26 protein-coding genes and 1 riboswitch are annotated in these 20,901 nt (G+C 39.0%); of the genes, 22 read left to right on the top strand and 4 right to left on the bottom strand.

From position 1 onward, the window contains the following. Positions 1-164: 164 nt before the first annotated feature. The 18 genes from C7B89_RS22190 (at position 165) to C7B89_RS22105 (ending at position 15,159) form a co-directional block, all read left to right on the top strand. Positions 165-350 carry a hypothetical protein gene (locus C7B89_RS22190; protein ID WP_048394492.1) on the top strand — a complete coding sequence of 62 codons (186 nt, stop codon included), beginning with the start codon at positions 165-167 and terminating at the stop codon, positions 348-350. Positions 351-394: 44 nt separating this feature from the next. Then, complete coding sequence (locus tag C7B89_RS22185; RefSeq protein WP_115674608.1) at positions 395-601, top strand: thymidylate synthase; 207 nt, start codon at positions 395-397, stop codon at positions 599-601. A 105-nt stretch (positions 602-706) separates the two neighbouring features. After that, complete coding sequence (locus C7B89_RS22180; RefSeq protein ID WP_048394490.1) at positions 707-1,120, top strand: Rrf2 family transcriptional regulator; 414 nt, start codon at positions 707-709, stop codon at positions 1,118-1,120. A 70-nt stretch (positions 1,121-1,190) separates the two neighbouring features. Beyond that, positions 1,191-1,820 (top strand): NAD(P)-dependent oxidoreductase, encoded by a 630-nt coding sequence (locus C7B89_RS22175; RefSeq protein ID WP_115674607.1) that lies wholly within the window; start codon positions 1,191-1,193, stop codon positions 1,818-1,820. Between the two features lie 155 nt (positions 1,821-1,975). Further along, positions 1,976-3,394, top strand: coding sequence for an aspartate ammonia-lyase (gene aspA, locus C7B89_RS22170; RefSeq protein ID WP_004230240.1), 1,419 nt, complete (start codon positions 1,976-1,978; stop codon positions 3,392-3,394). Positions 3,395-3,554: 160 nt separating this feature from the next. Then, entirely contained in the window at positions 3,555-4,799 is a 1,245-nt protein-coding gene (locus C7B89_RS22165; protein WP_115674606.1) for a methyl-accepting chemotaxis protein, read from the top strand. A gap of 468 nt (positions 4,800-5,267) precedes the next feature. After that, positions 5,268-5,570, top strand: a complete 303-nt coding sequence (gene ureA / locus C7B89_RS22160; RefSeq protein ID WP_036080666.1) for an urease subunit gamma — start codon at positions 5,268-5,270, stop codon at positions 5,568-5,570. A gap of 15 nt (positions 5,571-5,585) precedes the next feature. Beyond that, positions 5,586-5,954 (top strand): urease subunit beta, encoded by a 369-nt coding sequence (locus C7B89_RS22155; protein WP_016992588.1) that lies wholly within the window; start codon positions 5,586-5,588, stop codon positions 5,952-5,954. Further along, complete coding sequence (ureC, locus tag C7B89_RS22150; RefSeq protein ID WP_054549252.1) at positions 5,951-7,666, top strand: urease subunit alpha; 1,716 nt, start codon at positions 5,951-5,953, stop codon at positions 7,664-7,666. The genes C7B89_RS22155 and ureC overlap by 4 nt, the downstream gene beginning before the upstream one ends. Before the next feature lie 53 nt (positions 7,667-7,719). Next, positions 7,720-8,166 (top strand): urease accessory protein UreE, encoded by a 447-nt coding sequence (locus tag C7B89_RS22145; RefSeq protein WP_048395740.1) that lies wholly within the window; start codon positions 7,720-7,722, stop codon positions 8,164-8,166. Continuing rightward, positions 8,108-8,848, top strand: coding sequence for an urease accessory protein UreF (locus C7B89_RS22140; RefSeq protein WP_244205759.1), 741 nt, complete (start codon positions 8,108-8,110; stop codon positions 8,846-8,848). Before C7B89_RS22145 ends, C7B89_RS22140 begins: the two co-directional genes overlap by 59 nt. 17 nt (positions 8,849-8,865) lie before the next feature. Beyond that, positions 8,866-9,495 (top strand): urease accessory protein UreG, encoded by a 630-nt coding sequence (ureG, locus tag C7B89_RS22135; RefSeq protein WP_054549250.1) that lies wholly within the window; start codon positions 8,866-8,868, stop codon positions 9,493-9,495. After that, positions 9,488-10,294 (top strand): urease accessory protein UreD, encoded by an 807-nt coding sequence (locus C7B89_RS22130; RefSeq protein WP_115674604.1) that lies wholly within the window; start codon positions 9,488-9,490, stop codon positions 10,292-10,294. The genes ureG and C7B89_RS22130 overlap by 8 nt, the downstream gene beginning before the upstream one ends. Before the next feature lie 28 nt (positions 10,295-10,322). Further along, positions 10,323-11,909 (top strand): ABC transporter substrate-binding protein, encoded by a 1,587-nt coding sequence (locus C7B89_RS22125; RefSeq protein ID WP_244205757.1) that lies wholly within the window; start codon positions 10,323-10,325, stop codon positions 11,907-11,909. Continuing rightward, a complete protein-coding gene (locus C7B89_RS22120) occupies positions 11,899-12,867 on the top strand; it encodes an ABC transporter permease (protein ID WP_048395731.1) in 969 nt (322 codons plus the stop codon). Before C7B89_RS22125 ends, C7B89_RS22120 begins: the two co-directional genes overlap by 11 nt. After that, positions 12,864-13,676 carry an ABC transporter permease gene (locus C7B89_RS22115; protein WP_054549248.1) on the top strand — a complete coding sequence of 271 codons (813 nt, stop codon included), beginning with the start codon at positions 12,864-12,866 and terminating at the stop codon, positions 13,674-13,676. Before C7B89_RS22120 ends, C7B89_RS22115 begins: the two co-directional genes overlap by 4 nt. Then, positions 13,669-14,418 (top strand): ATP-binding cassette domain-containing protein, encoded by a 750-nt coding sequence (locus tag C7B89_RS22110; protein ID WP_054549247.1) that lies wholly within the window; start codon positions 13,669-13,671, stop codon positions 14,416-14,418. The genes C7B89_RS22115 and C7B89_RS22110 overlap by 8 nt, the downstream gene beginning before the upstream one ends. Before the next feature lie 6 nt (positions 14,419-14,424). Next, positions 14,425-15,159, top strand: a complete 735-nt coding sequence (locus tag C7B89_RS22105; RefSeq protein ID WP_244205756.1) for an ABC transporter ATP-binding protein — start codon at positions 14,425-14,427, stop codon at positions 15,157-15,159. A gap of 38 nt (positions 15,160-15,197) precedes the next feature. Here C7B89_RS22105 and C7B89_RS22100 read toward each other — a convergent pair whose 3' ends face one another. After that, positions 15,198-15,587 carry a YhfM domain-containing protein gene (locus tag C7B89_RS22100; protein WP_244205761.1) on the bottom strand — a complete coding sequence of 130 codons (390 nt, stop codon included), beginning with the start codon at positions 15,585-15,587 and terminating at the stop codon, positions 15,198-15,200. Positions 15,588-15,697: 110 nt separating this feature from the next. On the opposite strand from C7B89_RS22100, the gene C7B89_RS22095 reads away from it, so the two are divergent. Then, complete coding sequence (locus C7B89_RS22095; RefSeq protein ID WP_048395723.1) at positions 15,698-16,078, top strand: PH domain-containing protein; 381 nt, start codon at positions 15,698-15,700, stop codon at positions 16,076-16,078. A gap of 163 nt (positions 16,079-16,241) precedes the next feature. Here C7B89_RS22095 and C7B89_RS22090 read toward each other — a convergent pair whose 3' ends face one another. Further along, on the bottom strand, positions 16,242-17,009 hold the full coding sequence (locus C7B89_RS22090; RefSeq protein ID WP_054549244.1) for a GNAT family N-acetyltransferase: 768 nt from the start codon (positions 17,007-17,009) through the stop codon (positions 16,242-16,244). 214 nt (positions 17,010-17,223) lie between these two features. Continuing rightward, positions 17,224-17,407, top strand: a riboswitch (cobalamin riboswitch). A gap of 132 nt (positions 17,408-17,539) precedes the next feature. Between C7B89_RS22090 and C7B89_RS22085 the strand changes: the two genes are divergently transcribed. Further along, entirely contained in the window at positions 17,540-18,448 is a 909-nt protein-coding gene (locus C7B89_RS22085) for a tyrosine-type recombinase/integrase (RefSeq protein WP_115674601.1), read from the top strand. 85 nt (positions 18,449-18,533) lie between these two features. Here C7B89_RS22085 and C7B89_RS22080 read toward each other — a convergent pair whose 3' ends face one another. Together C7B89_RS22080 and C7B89_RS22075 are read right to left on the bottom strand one after the other, a co-directional pair. Next, entirely contained in the window at positions 18,534-19,595 is a 1,062-nt protein-coding gene (locus tag C7B89_RS22080; RefSeq protein WP_115674600.1) for an ImmA/IrrE family metallo-endopeptidase, read from the bottom strand. After that, positions 19,570-19,962, bottom strand: a complete 393-nt coding sequence (locus C7B89_RS22075; protein WP_115674599.1) for a helix-turn-helix domain-containing protein — start codon at positions 19,960-19,962, stop codon at positions 19,570-19,572. Before C7B89_RS22075 ends, C7B89_RS22080 begins: the two co-directional genes overlap by 26 nt. A gap of 443 nt (positions 19,963-20,405) precedes the next feature. On the opposite strand from C7B89_RS22075, the gene C7B89_RS22070 reads away from it, so the two are divergent. Next, a complete protein-coding gene (locus C7B89_RS22070) occupies positions 20,406-20,597 on the top strand; it encodes a helix-turn-helix transcriptional regulator (RefSeq protein ID WP_158539210.1) in 192 nt (63 codons plus the stop codon). Between the two features lie 183 nt (positions 20,598-20,780). Beyond that, entirely contained in the window at positions 20,781-20,876 is a 96-nt protein-coding gene (locus C7B89_RS23565) for a DUF771 domain-containing protein (protein WP_425269304.1), read from the top strand. Positions 20,877-20,901: the final 25 nt, after the last annotated feature.

The raw sequence follows: 20,901 nt of genomic DNA, 5'->3' as shown, positions 1-20,901 counted from the left end.
GTTGCTGTTTTTTTCAAACAAAGATCTAGGACTAACTATTTGTTTTACGAAATAGGCAAGTAGTTGGATGACTGGATGAAAAGAAATTAATTATAGTTATTATGGTATAATTAGCATTATTTGGTATAATGGGAATAGTCCATTATATTGTAGGGGTGATAGTTGTGAAAAATACAATGGTACTTCTAGTAGATGAATATGATCGACAGCAAAGCGAGCCAGAACAAAGCATGGGTTCTGTGCAACATGCATATTCTTGTAACAAGATCGAATTGTCGCAGCAGCAAATTCAAGAAATGATGCAAATCATCGAAGAGATTCGTTTGAAAGGTTATAAAGATACACTATAAATGTAAGCGCCTCCTAAGCTATAATGGCTATGGAGGTGTTTTTTATGAACATTATTTTTATCGATTCTTATTCTGGGGAAGAGCTGCTACATATGGTGTCACAAGATGTAGCAGGCATTTTGGCAGCAGCGCAAGGAGAAAGTGTGACATTTCCTGTAGGTCACTTTAAATATGAATTTCATAATTTAGATTTTTATGAGGACAACGGTCAAATACGACAGGAATTAGTCATTTACGTAAAAAAAATATAAGCGATACATTAGCAACAGCATAACGGGGCACAATATATACAGGTGACAGGGCTTGACTTTTTTCTGCACCTGTAACTATAATAGTTACAACAGGTGGTGATACATATGGTGAACAGTCGATTTTCGGTGGCGATCCATATTCTTTCGCTCATTGCTACAACCTCTGATAAAAGTCTCCTTACGTCCGATTTTATAGCTGGAAGTGTGAATACCAATCCAGTAGTCGTAAGAAGAATGATTGGTGTGCTAAAAAAAGCTGGCTTACTTTCTTCTCATTCTGGCATGGCTGGCTATGAGCTATTAGTAGAGCCAAAGGATTTAACACTGCTAGCGATTTATCAGGCAATTGATGGGCCAGAGCAGTTATTTGCCATTCATGATGAGCCCAATCCAGCGTGTGCAGTAGGTCAAAAAATCAAGCATACATTAGAGGGTGTCTATACATCTGTGTGGCTGGCAATGGAAGAGCAATTACAAGCACAGACGCTACAGGATGTGCTAGATCAGCTTCGTACTTAGACGGAGATGGTCTTCTTGTATCTAACCTGTAACTAAAATGGTTACAACTAAACCTTAGGAGGAATAAATCATGAAAATTGCCGTAATTGGTGCAACAGGAAAAGCTGGACAAAAAATAGTAGAGGAAGCGGTACAACGTGGTCATGAGGTCACAGCCATCGTTCGTTCAGCAGCAAAAATGACAGCTGCTATTCCAGTAATTGAAAAAGATGTGTTTGATGTGACGCAAGATGATGTAAAAGGCTTCGATGTCGTTGTCAATGCATTCGGTGCTCCAGCTGGACAAGAAGATTTACATGTCAAAGCGGGTCGTCATTTGATCTCGATTTTCCAAGGTATTCCTACAAAATTAGTGGTTGTAGGGGGAGCGGGCAGCCTATTTGTGGACCCAGAGAAAAAAGTGCGTGTGATGGATACACCAGATTTCCCAGCCATGTATTTAGCAACAGCGCAATATCAAGGACAAAACCTACAGGATTTACAACAATCATCCATTACTTGGACATTTATTAGTCCATCTGCATTTTTCGATCCAGAAGGACCACGTACAGGTCACTATACCGCAGGAGTCGACCACTTATTAGTAAATGACGCGGGGGAAAGCTATGTCAGCTATGCCGATTACGCAGTGGCTGTCGTCGATGAATTAGAAAACCCACAGCACGTTAATAGCCGTTTCACAGTAACGTCAAATAAATAATAAAATGCAACCGAGCGTAGGAAATGCGCTCGGTTTTTTGTGATTTTTTTGCTTTTTTGAAGGATTTTTTTCGTTTACAGAAAAATGACTGTTTACAATACGACTTTTATTAGCTACTATCAAGTGTGAGTATTACATAAAAGGAGACGACAATAATGTCAACACAACGAATAGAAAAAGATTTTTTAGGTGAGCGCGTATTACCAGCAGAGGCGTATTACGGAATTCAAACACTACGTGCTACGGAAAACTTCCCAATTACAGGCTACACAATTCACTCATCACTTATTAAAGCAATGGGGATTGTGAAGAAGGCAGCTGCATTAAGTAATATGGAAGTACACCTATTATCAAAAGAAATTGGTGAGGCAATTGTCGAAGCAGCGCAAGAAGTGATTGATGGCAAATGGGATGCTGAATTTATTGTAGACCCAATTCAAGGTGGTGCAGGTACATCCATCAATATGAATGCCAATGAGGTCATCGCTAACCGTGCCCTAGAAATTTTAGGGAAAGAAAAAGGTGACTATCACACAGTAAGCCCAAACAGTCATGTCAATATGTCACAATCAACAAATGATGCTTTCCCAACAGCTATTCATATCGCTGTGTTAAATTTAATAGATGAATTATTAGTAACGATGGATTATATGCAATCCGTTTTCCATCAAAAAGCAGAGCAATTTGCTCATGTCATTAAAATGGGACGTACGCATTTACAGGATGCCGTGCCAATCCGCTTAGGACAAGAGTTTGAAGCTTATTGCCGCGTGATCAACCGTGACATCGTACGCATTCGTCAAACTCGCCCGAATTTATATGATGTGAACATGGGTGCAACGGCTGTCGGAACAGGCTTAAATGCCTTCCCAGACTACATTAAATCTGTTGATGAGCATCTTGCTGAAATTTCTGGTTTACCATTAAAAGGTGCAACGCATTTAGTGGATGCAACACAAAATACAGATGCCTACACAGAAGTATCAGGCGCTTTAAAAATCTGTATGATTAATATGTCTAAAATTGCTAATGACTTGCGTTTAATGGCTTCTGGTCCTCGCGCAGGCTTAGGAGAAATCCTGTTACCAGCTCGTCAACCAGGTTCTTCAATTATGCCAGGTAAAGTTAACCCAGTTATGCCTGAGGTGCTGAATCAAGTAGCCTTCCAAGTAATTGGGAATGACCATACAATTTCTCTAGCATCGGAAGCTGGTCAATTAGAATTAAACGTAATGGAGCCTGTATTAGTGTTCAACCTAATCCAATCGATTAGCATTATGAATAATGTATTCCGTGCGTTTACAGAAAACTGCTTAAAAGATATTGAAGCAAATGAAGAGCGCATGAAAGAATATGTAGAAAAAAGTGTAGGCGTGCTAACAGCAGTTAACCCTCACATCGGTTATGAAGTAGCTGCTCGTCTAGCACGTGAAGCTATTTTAACAGGTCGTTCAATTCGTGAGCTTTGCATTGAAGAAGGCGTCCTCACAAAAGAACAATTAGACTTGATTTTAGATCCATATGAAATGACACACCCAGGTATTGCGGGTTCTAGTATCATGAAATTAAAATAAAACGAGCAATGATGGACTGTAGACATGCCCTAAAAGGCTGTCTATAGTCTTTTTTTTGTAGACCTTTTCTCATATAAAATAGAGCGTATCCTTATGTATTTTAGGATTATTCAACTATAATAATGGTATGGAAGACATATTTTAGTTGGGGGAATTTGTAATGAGTTTACGAAAAAAGAGTTTACTTGGCTTTTCCGTTTTAAATGTTTTAATGATCGTTATTTTATTTATCGATTTAGCCAATGTAACGACATTAGATTGGTTTTCTACCGTGTTAACGATTGTAGGAATTGTTATTACACTATCTTACACAGTGTATGTCCACTACAAAGTGATACAGCCTATCAAACAAATCACAGAGGCTGCACAAGGAATTACGGCAGGTCAATTAGATACCGTTGTCATTGAGGTTCGTGATAATGGTGAAATTTCTCAACTAGCACAATCCTTTTTAGAGATGCAGGAACAATTACGAACAATGACACAAAAAATTGCGCACAGCTCTACAGATTTATCAGCAAGCATCGAGGAATTATCTGCGAGTACGAATGAAATTACGCTTGCTGTGGAAGAAGTAGATCAACAAATGGAGAAGACGTCAGAGGGCTTGAAGCAAGCAGCACAATCGGCTAATGATAGTGCTAAATCTATGCAAGAAACCGTTGATGGCATTGAGCGAATTACAGTAGCCACACAAGATGTGTTTGTGCATGCGAAAGATGCTAGCGAGATAGCAGGAAATGGTGCAAATATTTTACATGTGGCAAAAGAGCAAATGCAATTTATTTCCTCTTCAACAGAAAAAACAAGTGGATTGATGCAGCAATTATCCCTTAAAATGTCAGATATTAAATCAATGACAGATATGATTACTACCATTACAGATCAAACAAATCTACTAGCATTAAATGCGGCCATAGAAGCAGCACGCGCTGGGGAGCATGGTAAAGGCTTCGCCGTTGTAGCTGAAGAAGTGCGTCAATTAGCAGAACAATCAAAGCACTCTGCTACGCAAATTGTGGATTTAGTTGTAGGAATAGAAAGTGATACAAAACAAGTAGCCTCATCAGTAGAAGATGATTTGAAAAATGTTCAACAAGGAGTGTATGTCATTGACGAAGCGACAAAATCATTTGGCACAATTTCACAGCATGTTAGTCAGATGACAAGTCAGCTGGAGGATATTTCGACGACAGCTGAGCAGCTTTCAAGTAGCGCCAATGAAGTGGCATCCACTGTGACAACCATCGCAGCTGGCATGGGCAAGCTATCGAATTATACAGAAGCTGTTTTACATTCAATGGATGAGCAAACAGCCTCAATGCAAGCAGTTAATCATGTCACACAGGATTTAAGTGTCCAAGCGGATAACTTACAAAAGTTAACAAATCAATTTCATGTCTAGGTAAGAAATTGATATTTTCAAGATTTTTTAGCCCTGAAATAACTATCACATATTAATAATTTTATAAGTTTTTTAGTATAATTTTTATCTTCCTGTCACACATTCGAGAAGAGGCTTTTTTACAGACGACCAATTTTCTGTAAAATATGCCTCTTTTTTTATTATTTATTTCGTAAACTTGTAAATTAACAGATAAATAAAAATGTTGAATTTTCTAATCGAGTTTCTTATAATGGACTAGCTGTTACCTCTATTACTCACTTCAACTATTGCAACCCGCACTCGCCGGGTCAACAAGTCATTTCTATTTCTCTTCGCATATCCCTTGCGAAATTATAATTTGTAAGACAACAACTAAATGTAACTAAAACTGAATCGTAAGACCATTACAAAAAATTGAAAGGAAGTCATGCCTCGAAAAAATATTATTGAAAGATAATTCTGAATAAAAGAAAGAGAGAGATTGGATTGAAGCTATCACCAGTTGAACAAGAAAAATTACTCCTCCATGTGGCAGGAGAACTTGCGCTGAAAAGAAAAGCTCGGGGCTTAAAGCTGAATTATCCAGAAGCTGTCGCTCTAATTAGCAGTTTTATTATGGAAGGTGCTCGAGATGGTAAAACGGTAGCACAGCTTATGAGTGATGCCAAGCATGTACTGACAGCGGAAGATGTGATGGAAGGTGTCGGGGACATGATTTCAGATGTGCAGGTTGAATGTACATTCCCAGATGGGACGAAACTGGTCACAGTTCACCGTCCAATTCAGTAAAAGGAGTGTTTGTGGATGATTCCTGGAGAAATTCGACCGAAAAACGGAGTGATTGAAATCAATGTGGGACGAGCGACGAAAAAGGTATTGGTGGCGAATACAGGTGACCGCCCGATACAAGTAGGTTCCCATTTTCATTTTATTGAGGTTAATAGATTTCTAGCGTTTAATCGACAAGATGCGATTGGTATGCACCTCAATATTCCATCAGGTACAGCCGTGCGTTTTGAACCTGGGGAAGAAAAAGAGGTGGAGCTTGTCGAATTTGGTGGTAAACAACATGTCTTTGGCTTAAATATGTTAACAGAGGGCTCTACCCACCATAAGGACGAAATTTTGGACAAGGCAATTGAAGGTGGCTTTAAAGGAGCGGAAGAAAAATGAAGGTAACACATGAAGCTTACGCGAAAATGTTTGGCCCCACTGTGGGCGATAAAGTCCGTTTAGCCGATACGGATTTATGGATTGAAATTGAGAAGGACTATACTTCATACGGTGATGAGGGGGTCTTTGGTGGTGGTAAATCACTACGCGTCTCAATGGGGCAAAATGGTAAAAATACACGCAATGAAGGTGTGCTGGATACAGTTATTACCAATGTTATGATTATCGACTATACAGGGATTGTAAAAGCAGATATCGGTATCAAAGATGGTCGCATTATCGGTATAGGGAAAGCAGGCAATCCGAACAGTATGGATGGTGTGAATCAGGATATGATCATAGGTGTGGGAACAGAGGTTTATGCAGGCGAAGGGCTTATTGCAACAGCAGGAGCAATCGACACGCATATCCATTTCATCAGCCCTGATCAGGTGGAAACAGCATTATTAGCAGGGACAACGACATTTATAGGCGGTGGAACAGGTCCAGCAGCAGGCTCAAAAGCGACAAGCTTAACGGCTGGTGAATGGCATCTGCATCGCATGCTACAGGCTGTAGAGGGATTCCCCATCAATGTTGGTTTGCTTGGAAAGGGTAGTGCATCTGATCCTGCGCCTATTATCGAGCAGGTTCGTGCAGGTGCGATCGGGTTGAAAATACATGAGGACTGGGGTGCCACACCAGCTGCACTCGATCAAAGTCTATCGGTGGCAGATGAATATGATATTCAAGTTGCCCTCCACTCCGATACATTGAATGAAGCAGGGTTTGTAGAAGATACAATCAATGCGATTGATGGCCGTGTCATTCATATTTTCCATACGGAAGGTGCGGGTGGCGGTCATGCTCCAGACCAATTAGTGATGGCATCCTTACCTAATATTTTGCCAGCATCGACGAATCCTACGAAACCGTTTACGACAAACACGATTGATGAGCATTTAGATATGCTGATGGTTTGTCACCATCTAAAGCATGATGTACCAGAGGATGTGGCATTTGCAGATTCACGCATACGCCCAGAAACAATTGCAGCAGAAGATATTATGCAGGATTTAGGGATTTTGAGCATCATGTCTTCCGATTCACAAGCGATGGGACGTGTTGGTGAGGTCACAATCCGAACGTTCCAAACAGCAGACAAAATGAAAAAACAGCGTGGTCCATTACCACAGGATGAAGGCAAGGATCACGATAATTATCGCGTTAAGCGTTATATAGCAAAACTAAATATTAACCCAGCTATTGCCCATGGCATAAGCCATGAAGTAGGCTCGCTGGAAGAAGGAAAATTAGCGGATATTGTCCTATGGGACCCAGCGTTCTTTGGGGTGAAGGCGGAAGTTGTCATTAAGGCTGGTATTGCTGTGTATGGCATAACAGGTGATCCAAATGCTTCCATTCCTACACCACAGCCAATGAAAGGCCGTCGAACATATGGCTTCTACGGTCAAGGACCACAGCATTGCGGCATGACATTTTTACCGAAAATTGCTGTGGAAGAAGGCTTGCCAGAAAAATTAGGCCTAAAACGAATGATTGGCACGGTTTCAAATTGCCGAAATATTCGTAAAGCTGACATGAAGCTTAATAATGCCACTCCGCAGATTGATGTTAATCCAGAAACCTATGAAGTGAAAATTGATGGGGAGCTAGCAACATGTGAGCCAGTGGATGTACTTCCAATGGCACAACGCTATTTCTTATTCTAAGCACATGATATGAGTGTAACAGCGAATACAAAGAAAAAGAGGAGCTAAACCATATGTTAATAGAAAAAATTATTGGCAATATAGCGAATGAAGAAGAACATCCACAAAAGGCAACGGAATGGATTGAGCTAGAGTGGGAGGAATTAAGCAAACGCATTCTTCGCACAGCAACGGATCAAGGAACAGATATCGCTTTACGTATAGAGGGTGAAGAGCCTCTACAATATGGTGACCTATTATTCGAGGATGAGCAACGACGAATTGCAATTCGTACAAAATTGGAGCCAGTTATCGTCATTACACCAAAAGATATGTATGAAATGGGGAAAGCTGCCTTTGAATTGGGCAACCGTCATACTCCTAGCTTGATTGCAAACAATGAAATCATCGTACGAGCAGATCATACGATTAATCCATTATTAGATGAAATTGGGGTGCACTATGAAACAACTGAACGACGCTTCAAGCAACCGTTCAAATACCGTGGACACGCTCACTAATTTATCCTTATTACAATTATTGCAAATTCATGACTCCGCATTTCCAATCGGTTCCTATACACATTCCTATGGTATGGAAACGTATATTCAGGAAGATATCATTCGCACAAAGGAACAATTAGTTGAGTTTTGTCAGGTCTATTTATTTCACAATGTAGTTTACGGTGATGCAATTCTTATTCAAGAGGCATTCCATGCAGCTAAAAGAAGAGATGTTGCTCATCTTATTGAGCTCGACCAACTTTGTGGGGCAATGAAGCTAGCGAAAGAATCTAGAGATGCTAGTGTCAATGTAGGGAAGCAATTTATGCGAACAGTAGCCCCTCTAATGGAGAGTCCTTTTTTATTGCAATGGAAAGAGAAGATTGACCATGAAGAAGTAAAAGGCCATTATGCAGTTCTCTATGGGATTTATTGTGAAGCACTAGGTGTGAACGTTTTTCATGCAATCATGACCTTTATGTACGCATCAATTAGTGGTTTAGTGCAAAATGCTGTCCGTGCTGTACCCTTTGGTCAAAATACAGGTGTGCAAGCATTACATGAGCTATTAGCCCCTGTGGAGGAAGCAGCCGAAACGGTGTTGACGTTAACAATGGATGATCTAGCCAATAATGCACTAGGTATTGAACTGGCGTCCATGAAGCATGAGTTTTTATTTTCGAGATTATTTATTTCATAGAAAGCGAGAGGATATACATGAAACCAGTACGTATTGGTATCGGTGGGCCTGTTGGATCAGGCAAAACATCTTTAGTCGATCAATTAACACGGGTAATGCATGAACACTACAACGTAGCTGTCATTACCAACGATATTTATACAAGAGAAGATGCGCAGTATTTAATCACAAACGGTGTGTTAGCAGAGGAGCGAATTATTGGAGTAGAAACAGGTGGTTGTCCACATACAGCCATTCGAGAGGATGCATCCATGAATTTTGCTGCCATTGATGATTTGAATAAGCGCTTTCCTAATTTAGATATTATATTTATTGAAAGCGGTGGCGATAATCTATCGGCAACATTTAGTCCTGAGCTCGTGCATGGCTATATTTATGTCATTGATGTGGCAGAAGGACAGGACATCCCACGTAAGGGTGGTCCAGCGCTAACACGTTCAGATTTATTGCTAATTAATAAAACTTCGCTAGCTCCTCATGTTGGGGTTGATCTGGAGCTCATGGATCAAGACGTGAAAAAAATGCGTAGTGGACGTCCATATATTTTTGCGGATGTTCGCTCCCAAACAAATGTAGATAAGGTGGTTGAATGGATTCAGCACCATTTGTTACTTGAAGGTGCCGAAGCAGTTGAAGAAGATGTTTAACCCTAGCAAAGTTAATCATTTTGGCAAATTAGAGATGGCCTTTGAACCGAGACGGGGCTATACACGACTGGTTCATGTGTACCAGCAACCCCCATTAAAGGCCAGTCGTGAACTATACGAAGGCAATCATCCAGCAGCCACCGTTTTTATCATGGAATCCTCAGGGGGCATGGTTGCGGGAGATCGCAATGAAATTACGGTTACACTAGCGCCAGATAGTCAGGTGAAGCTAAAGCAACAATCAGCATTAAAAATTTACCCTTCTCACAATGGTGAGTTTTGTACACAAGCTATAACGGTGGAACTTGCAGAGCAGGCGAGATTAGAATGGCTCCCTGAAGTGACGATTCCATTTGAACGAGCAAAATTTCAGGTACATACAACCATTCGTATGAAGGAAAGCTCGACATTGATCTGGGGAGAAATTGTTGCTCCAGGTAGAGAAATGCGAGGAGAAATCTTTGACTATCAAACATTCCAATCCAAATACAAGATCTATGTAGAGGATACTTTGATAGCTTATGACTCGTTGCAGTTTAAGCCGCAGGAGATGAATTTTGCCGAAATCGGCTTGCTTGAAAAGGCACGCTATATTGGTTCTTTGTGGATTGTCTCTCCATCGGTTAACAAACTTCCAATAAGGGATTTACAGGATCAAATCCAACAGGAAAAGTCCTTTCAGGCGAGTGTGACAAAATTGACAGATCAAGCCATTCATTGTAGATGGCTTGCCAAGGAGCAACGAACACTTCACAAAGAAATAAACCGCATGTTCGAGTACATCGCAGCATTGCTGTAATTTCTGTTGTGATAAAGGAGATAGTAAATTGAAAAAGTTTTCCGTATTGATACTTTTGATGGTGCTAGCGGTAGTTTTTGTGGGCTGCTCGTCTAATCAAGGAGGAGAGAAACAACCGACAGCTACATCATCTGCCCAGGCAAATGAGCTTGTTTTTGCCTCAGAGTCTGAGTTTGCAGGCTTAAATCCTCTTTTGGAGGAAACCAATTTAGATGCCTTTTTATTTAGAGGTCTGATGCGCTTTGATGAGCATAATGTACCCATCAATGATATTGCTCAAAGTATTAAAATATCAGATGACCAGATGACTTATACCATTTCGAATCACAGGGATGTAACCTTCCATGATGGGCACCCATTAACGGTGGACGATATTATGTTTACCATTAACAGTATTTTGGATGATGCAAACGGTTCATATTTAAAGTCTGATTTTAGCCATGTTGTGTCAATGGAAAAGGTCAATGACATGACGATGACTATCCAATTAGATGAGCCATTTACACCGCTATTAGACAAATTAACGGTGCCAATTTTACCAAAGCATGCCTTTGAGGGGCAAGAGATGAGAACCGCTACATTTAACCAGCAGCCAATCGGTGCGGGTCCGTATATGTTTGAACAATGGGATAAAGGGACAAGCCTGACACTAAAGGCATATCCATCTTTCTTTGGCACAAAAGCTTCTATCGAGAAAGTAATTTTTAAATTTATCCCCGATAGTAATGTGCGTGCGCTCCAGCTAAAATCGGGTGAGGTCGATATAGCGTTACTAGACCCGAATCAGGTAGAGGAGCTATCGAAGGTTGAGCATTTAAAGCTATACGAGGTGGAATCAGCAGATTATCGTGGTGTTCTCTTTAATATGAAGTATCCTATTTGGCAAGACGTTGCTGTTCGCAAGGCCATTAGCTATGGGACAGATCGTGCAGGTATTGTCAAAGGCATTTTACATGGATACGGTACAGAAGCATACTCACCGCTACAAAAGCATGCCTTTGTAAACGCCAACATTGAGCATTATAAATATGACCTTGATAAAGCAAACGAGCTACTCGACCAAGCGGGCTGGCAACTAGCTGAGGATGGTTTCCGCTATAAGGATGGTCAAAAATTAGCGTTTACTATTACGGCACCTATTACTGACACAGTGCGTGTGAACATGGCTAATTATGTGGCAGAAGGCTATAAAGAGATTGGGGCAGATGTGCAAGTAGCTGCACTCGATTGGAGCAATATTGTCATTGAAGAAACAGAAGCCTTTATGGTTGGCTGGGGAAGCCCATATGATGCTGACCATCATACGTATAGTCTCTTCCATTCTGGTGAATCCAGTCTCACAAGTGCTGGCTACAATTATGGTAGCTATAACAACCCGAAAGTGGATGCATTGCTAGAGGAGGGGCGTACAACCGTTGATCCTGAAAAACGTAAGGAAGTCTATGGGGCATTACAGGAGGAGCTAGCACAAGATCCACCATTCGCCTACTTTGCCTATGTGGATGCTGTGTATGGTATTAATCAGCAGATTAGTGGCGTCAAAGAGCGCATTTTAGGTCATCATGGGGCAGGCTTCCTATGGAATGTCGAGGAGTGGAAATGGCATGATCGCTAAATGGATCGGGAAGCGCGTGATAATGGGGACAATTGTCCTCATTATCGTGAGCTTCCTCTCTTTTTTCCTGATGCATGCGGCTCCTGGTAATCCAGCTGCAGCGTATTATGGTGGCAATGCCCAAACGTTATCGACAGCGGAGAAAGAACGCATTGAAACAGCTTTTGGTCTGGATCAACCGATACTCTATCAATATGGTGTGTGGCTCCGTGAAGCGATGCAAGGAAATTTAGGCTACTCGGCAAAAGAAGGCAGACCAGTAGCGACAATTATACAAGAACGTTTACCAAATACATTACAGCTCGTTGTTGGAACTTTAGGCATCGTAGCCATTGCCTCAACATGGCTCGGCTTACAGGCAGGCATGAAGGAGGGTTCGTTATTAGATCGCGGACTTTCCTTTGTAAGTATTGCTAGCTCAGCCATCCCTCCATTTTGGCTTGGCATTTTATTCATCATGGTGTTCTCTGTACAACTAGGCTGGTTTCCTTCATCGGGGATGAAGGATGTACGAGGGGATGGCGGCCTTGTGGACCGACTATACCATATGGTTCTTCCTTTATCGGTCCTTGTACTGGCACATGTCGGGGTATTCGCACGTTTTTTACAGGAAAATGTGAAGGCAGAGAAGCATCGTTATTATGTAGAGGTGGCACGTGCCAACGGAGTACCAGAGCGAGCTATTCGTAAGATGATTTTACGCAATGCCATTATTCCATATATCAATTATGTCGGTGTGACCATCCCATCATTTTTTGGAGGATCCATCGTGGTTGAAACATTATTTGGCTGGTCAGGCTTAGGTCAGCTTTTAGTGAAAGCAGTGATGGTAAAGGACTTTCCTGTGCTGATGGGTGCCATTTTAATCACTGGCGTAGTAGTCGTTATCTGTTTATTTGTGATTGATGTCCTCATGATTTGTCTCAATCCCCGCTTAAGAAGAGGGGGAATCGTATGAGAAAAGAGCAAAAAATGCTCATCTTTTGGCTAGTGATACTTGGTCTTTTAGTAGGCTTCACCCTATTTTCCTCATGGTTAGTGCCTTTTGAGCCAAACGCGATGGATATGAATCATATTTATGAAGCACCTAATGGAACACACCTCCTTGGCACAGATCAACTAGGTAGAGATGTTCTTTCCCGCCTACTCGTTGGTGGTAGAGTGACCCTTTTTATCGCTACGTTATCGGTTGTTCTATCCAGCATAATTGGCATTATCTATGGCGGTATAAGTGGCTATTTCGGTGGAGCTATTGATGCAGTGATGATGCGTATACTAGAGGCATTTTTAACAATTCCATCTTTAGTGATTGTGCTTGCTCTTCAAGCGATTATGCAAGGAAGTGTATGGCGCATGGCAATGATTATGGGGTGCACAGGCTGGTTTGTCACTGCCCGTATCGTGCGCTCTGAATTTATCCGGTTGAAGGAATTAGAGTTTATCCACATGGCGAAGATGTTCCGCACGCCGCTGTGGAAGATTCTTTTTCGTCATTTATTGCGTAATAGTCTTCCCGCCATTTTTGTCGTGACGATATTTAATTTTGCTGGTGCTATTTTTACGGAAGTATCCTTAAGCTTTTTAGGTATCGGTGTTCCACCGTCCATTCCATCGTGGGGGACGATGCTCTATACGGCACAAAATGATTTACTTGTCGGGGCTTGGTGGATGGGCCTTTTTCCTGGGATGTTCATTTTCGTAACGATTTTATGCGTGCAAGCTATTGGTAGTAGATTTAAGCAGAGAGGGGGACAGACCCATGTTTAAAATAGAGCATGTTACTGTTCGAATAAACGAAAAATTTATATTGAACGATCTCTCGTTTACGGTGCCAAAAGGTCAGATTACCGTGATGATAGGTGAAAGCGGTAGTGGAAAAAGCACCATGCTCTCTGCCATTCTAGGCATGCTTCCAGCGCAAGCAACAGTTGAAGGCTCAATCTTTTTTAATGGAAGAAATATAGTGGAATTAGCAAAACAGGATCAATCTGTACTACGCCAAAGGCACTTCTTTACGATTTTTCAGGATGCTGCTAATAGCTTTTCGCCAACGCAAAAAATGAAACAGCAATTGTATGGATTAACGGCCTTACGGATGGGGCAGACAAAGGCAGTATTTCTAGCTAAAATGAAGCATATTGTACAGGATTTACATTTACCAGCAGATGTGTTGGAGCGCTATCCCTTCGAGCTTTCAGGAGGGATGCTACAACGCTGTATGCTTGCCTGTGCTCTCTATCTGGCGCCAGCTGTTTTATTAGCGGATGAACCAACCTCTTCCTTAGATATGCTGCATCAACAGGAATTTATTCAACAATTGAAAAGGCTTCATACACGGCTAGAAACAACCGTACTCTTAATTACCCATGATTTAGATGTAGCTGCTTCCATCGCGGATTTTATCCTCGTCATGAAAAATGGAGAAATTGTGGAGCGAGGGCAAGTAACAGAAATCTTTGAGCAGCCTAAGCATCCATACACTAGGCAGCTAGTAGCGCATCATTTTTAGGAGGAGGTGTGGGCTTTGTTACTTCAGGTTCACAATATTTGTAAAAGCTATCGAAAGGGACGCCCAATATTAAATCATATTCATCTTACTGTAGGAAAAGGGGAAATTGTCGGCTTAGTAGGAGAAAGTGGCAGTGGCAAAAGCACATTGGCCAAAGTAATTATGCAGCTAGAAGCTCCTGAAAAAGGGGCAGTATACTTTCAACAGCAACCAATAACCAAGCATCGTCGCGCAGCTTTTTATGACAACTGCCAGATTATTTTTCAAAATGCAACAGCCGCTTTAAATCCCGTGTGGACTGTAAGGGACCTATTAAGAGAGCCGCTTCAGCATAAGCAACCTATAACGGACACCTATTTACAGACCATGCTGGAGAAGGTCAAGCTACCCACAGATATCTTACATGCCTTGCCCTCTGAGCTAAGTGGCGGAGAAAAACAGCGAGTTAATTTATTACGATCCCTTTTGGTCGAGCCACAATTAATCGTATGTGATGAAATTATTTCAAGCCTAGATCGCTTGATTCAACGAGAAATCGTTGATTTATTAAAGACCTTGAATAAAGAAAGGGCAATGGCCATTCTCTTTATCTCTCATGACTTAAAGGCTGTTTCCTATTTATGCGATCGCATTTATGTGATGAAGGCTGGAACCATTGTTGATGAGAGCAACAAAGAGAATAACGGCTTTACCTTCACGGACAGCTATGCAAAAATGCTGTTTCAGGCAATGGATCATTGATTTGGCAAAACACTTCCTTTGAATGGGAAGTGTTTTTTTTATGAGTGAACTAGCGCAGCTAATTTTTCAGTGAACTCCTCAGATATTGTGTAGATAGTATGCGTATCCTCGACATGCATCAAACTACTGTTTTGCCCTTTATCACCTAACCAAAGATGATAGCGATATTTGTTTCCTGCCTTGTCCACTATTTGTACATCATATTCTGGCGAAGCCATATTGACAACACCCTCGTTTTTGACTGTTGTTGCAATGGCTTGTTGGAATAGTGTAAGTGCTTCTTCATCCGTATATTCTTTAAAAAAATCAGTGTTCACCTTGTTAAATTTAGCACCAATAGAAATGCTGACCTTAGCTAATTTATCATCTGGTTTTTCATTACATCCTAGTAAAACAACGGCTAGTAGAGACACTAAGGCAGCTATCATTATTCGCAACCACTCACCCCCTCTATAGGCTAAATAATACCACCATTTCCTGTCGTAGCTCTCACTTTTTTGTAATACATTAAATAAACGAGAGCGAAAGGGGACAGATAGTGGGCTTATTTGATGGATTGATCGGCAATGCAAGCGAGGTGAATTTAGAAAAACTACAGGAGGAGGTCCATAATTTATTAATTCCAAACGAGACAGTCAAGAACGCCTATAAAATTATTAGAGACACGTTTATTTTTACCAATAAACGATTGATCCTCATTGATAAGCAAGGAGTGACTGGCAAGAAAACAGAGTATCATTCCATTCCCTATAAAAATATCGTTCATTTTTCAGTCGAAACAGCTGGAACATTTGATTTAGATGCAGAGCTTAAAATATGGGTGTCTGGCAGTCCATTACCGATTCAAAAAAACTTCAATAAGGCGACAAATATTTATAAGGTGCAAAGCGTCTTAGCACAGTATGTTTTGGGGACGTAATGAAGGTGCTAATAGTACGTGTGCACAACCAAAAGCCCGCAGATTTGCGAGGCTTTTCTGTCGTGCCAGGAAGGGGGCGGTGTAAGGGATTTTAAATCGGCTTCATGATTACGGTAAGCTCGAAAATACTGTCAAGTGTAAATAAGAGCGCCTTGGCGAAGTTTTATTCAAATACAATCATTTCTCCGACTTCTTTAAACCCGAAGCGTTTATAAATATTTTTTCCATCCTCTGATGCCTGTAAGACTACGGGCTTTTGCTTATCGATTGTTTGACTGAGTAGGAATTGAAACATCTCACTGCCATAACCCTTGCCCCTATACGCATCTTTTGTCATCACATCATAAATCCCATAGCTATGTTTACTGTCGATTAATAATCCCGTAGCGATAGGTACTTCCTTTATACAACCAATAAACATGCGAGCATTTGATGCTAGTTTTTCCTGTGAGAATTGATGAAAGTAAATTTCTAATGCATCTCTTTCTGCTGTTTCTCCAAATAAACTTAGAAAAACTTCCTTATATTGTAGAAGCTCTTCCTTGTTACTTACTTCTGTGATGGTAAGATAATTGGAAATTCGTGGACCTGTGTGAAGTGTATGGTCAAGCTTCATCATCATATTTCGTTCAGCTTCCTGTAAATTGCAGTCTTTTATCAGCTGTAGCCAATCATCGCTTAGATAGTTGGCATCCACCCATGTGCTGAAGGGAAGTTTATTCACAATGAAATGATTAATCCTTTGTTTAAGATGATTTTCCTTATGAATTATAGGCGATTTCGCTACTAACAAATTAAATGTATCAGTTGGAATATTCGTATTGGCTATGACAAAATGAGCTTCCTCTATAATTTGTCCAGAAACGGCTCGAGTAAATAGTTTCATTTTTTCCTCTAAATTACTCGTTACTAATTGTTGACTTGTTTTCATATTTTTCATCCTTCCACTATTAGAAGTACACTATCTTTCATTATAAAGTCAATGAAAGATAAAAAATACGCAGTTCACCTTTTTTTATATCCCCCTATAACTTTATTAGTAGTTTGGAAAATATTGTGATATTTGACTTTAGAAAAACACTACTTTACAATTGATTTTAGTAATCTAATAGGAATGTGGAGTACACTCGATTCCTATGACAACTGAATAGCGTGTAGTAATAGGTGTAAATTGCGTGCAATTTGCTTAAAAGGGAAGTCGGTGCGAATCCGACACTGTCCCGCAACTGTAAATGTGAGCGACTTTTCAGTATCCACTGTCTTTGGACGGGAAGGAGAAAAGAAGCGATGATCATGAGTCAGGATACCTGCCTGTTACGAGTACACACCATAAACCTACGAGGAATCAAACAGTAAGGTCTTTCTAAAAGGTTGATATAACAACGTTTAGAGCGATTTCAGGAATATGTACAAGTAGATTACCCTTTTCTGATTATCTAATAAATTGGAGAAGGTGTTTTAATGTTGATAAAATTTGCAATTCAAGATTTTTTGGATGAAAGAAAAATGATGAATGCGAGTGAATATACTTTAATTAATTACAAGAGTTTTTTCAAAGGTTTTCAATTATGGTTACGAGAAAACGGTATACAGGATGTATCAGACATTACTGCGAATTCATTACGATTGTATTTAACATATTGTAAGAACGAAAAGGGCAATGGCCCTAATACAATTAACAATAAGGTAAAGAATCTTAAAGCGTTCTTTAATCACCTTATTGAAAATGAGTATTTACAACATAATCCATGTTTAAAATTAAAGAAACAACAAACAGATGAACGAATAGAAGTTTTCACAGACGCGCATATAAGACAGATGTTACGATACTATAGACGTATGAAACGTAAAGATCATGAGTTCACAGCTTATAGGAATACTGCAATGATTATAACTCTCCTTGGAACAGGTATACGTTTAGGAGAGATGCGAGGATTAAGATGGTCAGATGTGAGTATCAGGCATATCAGCATATTTGGTAAGAATCGTAAATTAGAAACAGTACCACTTACTGAAAAATTATATAAAGAATTAATGGATTTGAAACTTTATTATGAGAAATATTTTGATGATGAAGTAGAATTTGTTTTTGTGCATAGAAACGGTGAACAAATATCATACGAAGCGACAAAGGGTGTATTCAAGAATTTACAAGAAGTAATGAATTTTAAAGACATACGACTTTCCGCTCATACATTTAGACATACCTTTGCTCAGAAGTTTTTATTGAATGGTGGTGACGTATTTACACTACAAAAGATTCTTAGACATACATCGCTTTCAATGACAGAAAAATATTTGGCATTGTGGGGAACTGCTTTACATGAACAAAATGATAAGTATAATCCGCTGAATAATATGGATATATAGGAAAAAAAGAGGACGAAATTTCGTCCTCTTTTTTATGTACTACAATATCCTAGAAGTTACTCAGCCCTAAATATGTATTTGTATTTTAATAATGTGAATCGCTCATTATAGGTTTTCTATAATTCCATGCATTTAAATAGTTGTTATTCAAAAATGTTGAAGGATTTCCACACTTGTGACAATAACGAGCATTCCCAGATAATGTTGTTCCACAAGAATCTACTAAAAGCTCTTCTTGTTCCACAAATGGATTATGATCATATATAGCTGCACATTCATTTACCAAATATGCTGAACAAACATTACAAAAATTTCCGTCGTAATCTAAATCTTCATTTTGACAACGTGGGCAAGACTTAGCTCTACCATTATGGTCTACTTTAATTCCAATATATTTCGTCATTGGATTATCCCCTTTTTTATATTTATTGAAGACTGTTTCATTACAAATCGAACAGTTTTTAAGATTTTCTATTTCAAAATAACTATTGCATTTAACACATGTTTTACCATAATTAATACGTTTAATGAATTTTGAGTAACACGACTTTAAAATATCTGGGATACTAAATATAATTCCTTTTTTCATACTATCAGTAATGTATTTTCTTGTTATCTTTGCAGAAGTATATGAAACGCCAAAATAAGAGGAAATCTTGTTAGCATCATTCATGTTTGCTGCAACAATAATTGAAGGAGGTGTAAGGAAAAAACGAGCAAAAAAATTAGCTTCAGTTTCAAAGGGATCTCTGTCTGTAGGCTCTAATAATCTTCTACTTATCATTTCAACACCTTTTTCTTTATTGTGCTGTAAAATGTAATGCCCGAATTCATGACACAAAGTCCAATAAATCATCTCTTTTGGTCTTGTATTAGTTATTTGTTCATTATAAGCGAGTATATACTCGTCCAAATTAACATTATAACTCAGTGCTCCTTCTGTACTTTTGCAATTTTTAATAACTTGTTGTCTAGTTAATCCGCAACTATTCATAATTTCTTTATAAGTAACTACATTAAGATTGTCGTATTCTTCAAATATTGAAAAAATATTTATTGGGAATTCATTAACTTCATGAATTTCTAAGAGATCTGTTGCGGTTCTTTTTGCCTTTTCGAAATCAATCTTCTTCTCTGTTTTTGTCAAAGTTATTTACACCTTCTTGCTTCTTAGCGTTAGAAATAACATCTTTAAATAAAACATCCCACATTTCGATTGCTTTCTCTCTTTGTTCAGGTGTCATTTCTAATGCAGCTCGTTGGATAACTCTAATGTCGGAATCTAAAGACATACGTTCAATTTCTGCATTAACCATATCACTCTTACCAACTAAATAATCTGTTGATATATTATAAAGCTCCGCGATAGATTTAAGCATTTCGATATTTGGTTGAGATAAGCCTTGCTCCCAAGCATTATATCTTGCTCTTTTTATTCCTAATTTTTCGGAAACATCTACTTGAGTAAGACCTTTACTTTCGCGTAAAGATACTAATCTTTCGCTTAATGTCATATTAAAAACTCCTTTGATAAAAATTTTATCAATATTTTTGTTGACGATAAAAAAAATATCATATATAATCGGAGATACATAAGAGAGGTGAAACTTATATCAAACATATGAAGTGTTCTTTCTGCATGAGGAAAGTCTAAAGAAACACAAAAAGTTACATCATTAAATTTAGGAATTCCTACTATTTATTTAAGAATGATTATAAATGGAACATTTTACCTGGCAGGGACTTAATGTTCAGTATAATAATTACTTAGAAAAACTAGTAGAAGAATATTTCACAACAACTTCCAAAAAATGGTTGATAATTTTTTTATCTATATACAATATAAAAGATAAAATGCATAATGTCAATTTTTTTATCATTTTTGATAAAAATTTTATCATATTTTGTTTTAATTGATAAAATATTATATTTAAAATTTAAAGGTGGGGTAGATATTATGTATTACCGTTTAATGGCAATTCGCAAAAATGAAAAAAGAACTCAAAGTGAGTTAGCAAAAAAACTAAACATTCATCGTGTCACATATGGGTTAAAAGAAAGACAAGAAATGGACTTTACTATTTCAGAAGCAAAGTTATTAGGTGAAGAACTAGGTGTTCCGTGGAATGAACTATTTGAAGAGATTTAGAAATGAATTTAGTAGTTATGGAGTGTGGTAATCGAGTTTACAACAGCACAACTAGGAAAGTAGAACTTGATTAATTGAGACATGAAAAATTAAGTGGGGTTTATTGGTCAACATGAATGGATAAAAGCTAATATTCTTTTTCCAACGAGATTTAAAGAGATACTAGTGTGAAAAACGGAGGTTTTGTTCTACCCAAAAGTAACAGGTGAAAAATGGTCTTTTCATGCAGTTCAAATGGCAAAGTTCTTAGATGATAATTTTCATTCAATCTTTGGTTAAAACCTATCAAACTACCGGGAGGTTG

Origin of the sequence: Lysinibacillus capsici (assembly GCF_003367505.1) — a bacterium.
GTDB classification, from domain to species: Bacteria; Bacillota; Bacilli; order Bacillales_A; family Planococcaceae; genus Lysinibacillus; species Lysinibacillus capsici.
Note: the sequence above shows the minus strand (reverse complement) of the source record. Positions and strands in the feature narration are given on the sequence as shown.